This window comes from Roseinatronobacter alkalisoli (assembly GCF_028745735.1).
GTDB classification, from domain to species: Bacteria; Pseudomonadota; Alphaproteobacteria; order Rhodobacterales; family Rhodobacteraceae; genus Roseinatronobacter; species Roseinatronobacter alkalisoli.
Map to the genome: position 1 here is coordinate 1 of NZ_JAQZSM010000103.1, position 1534 is coordinate 1534.

Below are 1534 nucleotides of genomic sequence, written 5' to 3' on the forward strand. Positions count from 1 at the left end.
TGCAGAATATCGTCATCCTCGCCGGCAACATTGGCCAAAAACCCGAAGCCCGCACCACCCAAGGCGGCACCAACATCACCAACTTCAGCCTCGCCACCTCCCGCCCCCGCCTCTCGGAAGGTCGCGTGTTGCGCGACGACAACGGCTACCGGGTCATGGACACCGAATGGCACCGTATCACCTGCTTCAACGGTCTGGGCAAGACGGTTGCGGAGCATTGCGAAAAGGGCATGAAAGTCCTCGTCCACGGCCGCATCCACTACACGAAATGGACCGACGCGGCAGGCAATGATCGCTACGGCTGCGAGATCATCGCCGAGAAGGTCGACTTCCTGAGCCGCCCTAAATCGGCTGAGAGTGAAAACCCCGAGCTGGTCGACAAAGACGACGAGATCCCGTTCTGAAAAGAACGGGGTCTCCCCCTTGGACCCGGTGGGGAAACCCGCCGGGTTCGGGGTGTCGGGGTGCTTACATCCGCCCCAAACGGTTCTCATCATCGACAACTTCGAGGGCATAGTCCTCGCCAGTCCAGCGCCACAGAACGATGTTTGGGTTACTCTGGACGGCTCCGTTTGCGAAGCTGCGCGTAAGCAGACCTGCGAAGCCGTCGGTGAGGAGCCTTCGTACGAAATCTTGTGTTGGAACTGGGCGCCCCTCAAGCATTTGTGCGCGCCAACCGGGGTCAGCCAGTATCTGAGAAGATAGCTCATACTGGTTGAGCGCTTCCATATCTGTTGTATCGAAGATTGGCCCGATGTCAGCCTTGTAGGACACCAACACTGTCGGTTGCAGGCTGCCGACCTGATTTGCTTCTCGCAAGGCCGTGGCTGGATCGAGAGCAGTATAGAGCGCGGGCGTGCCTTTGGGGTTGAACCGCCCGCCATGAAGTGCAGCGCCGCGACCTGATAGCGGCTCTCGTGCATAGACCGGGTTCAGGGCGCGGTAGAGCGGTCCTGCATAGCGCCCATCTTGCAAGAGCATCAGGCGAAAACGCCGGCATCGACCGCGTCAATATATTCCAGTACCTGTTGTGCCTTGCCTTCCTTGACGAGTTGCATCGCGGTGCGTCCATCAAAGCCCGGCAACGGTTCTGACCGGTACCAGGCATAGGCCATGAGTTCAGAGCCAAAGCGTGGTTCGACCTTGTTGAGGATTTCTACCAATTCACGCAGGCGGCGTTGGGTCTTGTCCGAATTGATCCGTGTGCGCCGCTGAAGGGCATCCTTGCCCAACCCCACTGTCATGGCGACCTCTTCGGCCGAGGTGCGCAATGCGGCGGCGATCTTGCGCGGCTCAAACTGTCCGGCTTCCGCAAAGTTCGTGATATGCATGGCACAGATCCAATCGGTTATTTTGTCATAATATAGTGTAATAATTGCCGATATACAAGGTTTGGAGAGAGTAAGATGTTGATTGTCACTTCTGTAACAGGGCCTTTCGAGTCAAGTTAGTTTTTCCACAAAAGCAACCCCCGCCAATTTACGCATCTGCGGGGTGAAGTTCGTGGCTCACATCTATTTTGGGATAATGGCGT

At 57.0% G+C, this 1534-nt stretch carries 3 protein-coding genes; 1 reads left to right on the forward strand and 2 read right to left on the reverse strand.

Annotated elements, in window-relative coordinates; all coding sequences use genetic code 11:
- Positions 1-404 (forward strand): single-stranded DNA-binding protein (locus PUT78_RS23485; protein WP_274354631.1); only part of this gene is annotated, 404 nt, incomplete at its 5' end.
- Between the two features lie 64 nt (positions 405-468).
- Here PUT78_RS23485 and PUT78_RS23490 read toward each other — a convergent pair.
- Together PUT78_RS23490 and PUT78_RS23495 are read right to left on the reverse strand one after the other, a co-directional pair.
- Entirely contained in the window at positions 469-981 is a 513-nt protein-coding gene (locus PUT78_RS23490) for an RES family NAD+ phosphorylase (protein ID WP_274354632.1), read from the reverse strand.
- Positions 981-1331 (reverse strand): MbcA/ParS/Xre antitoxin family protein, encoded by a 351-nt coding sequence (locus PUT78_RS23495; RefSeq protein WP_274354633.1) that lies wholly within the window; start codon positions 1329-1331, stop codon positions 981-983. The genes PUT78_RS23490 and PUT78_RS23495 overlap by 1 nt, the downstream gene beginning before the upstream one ends.
- Between the last annotated feature and the right edge of the window lie 203 nt (positions 1332-1534).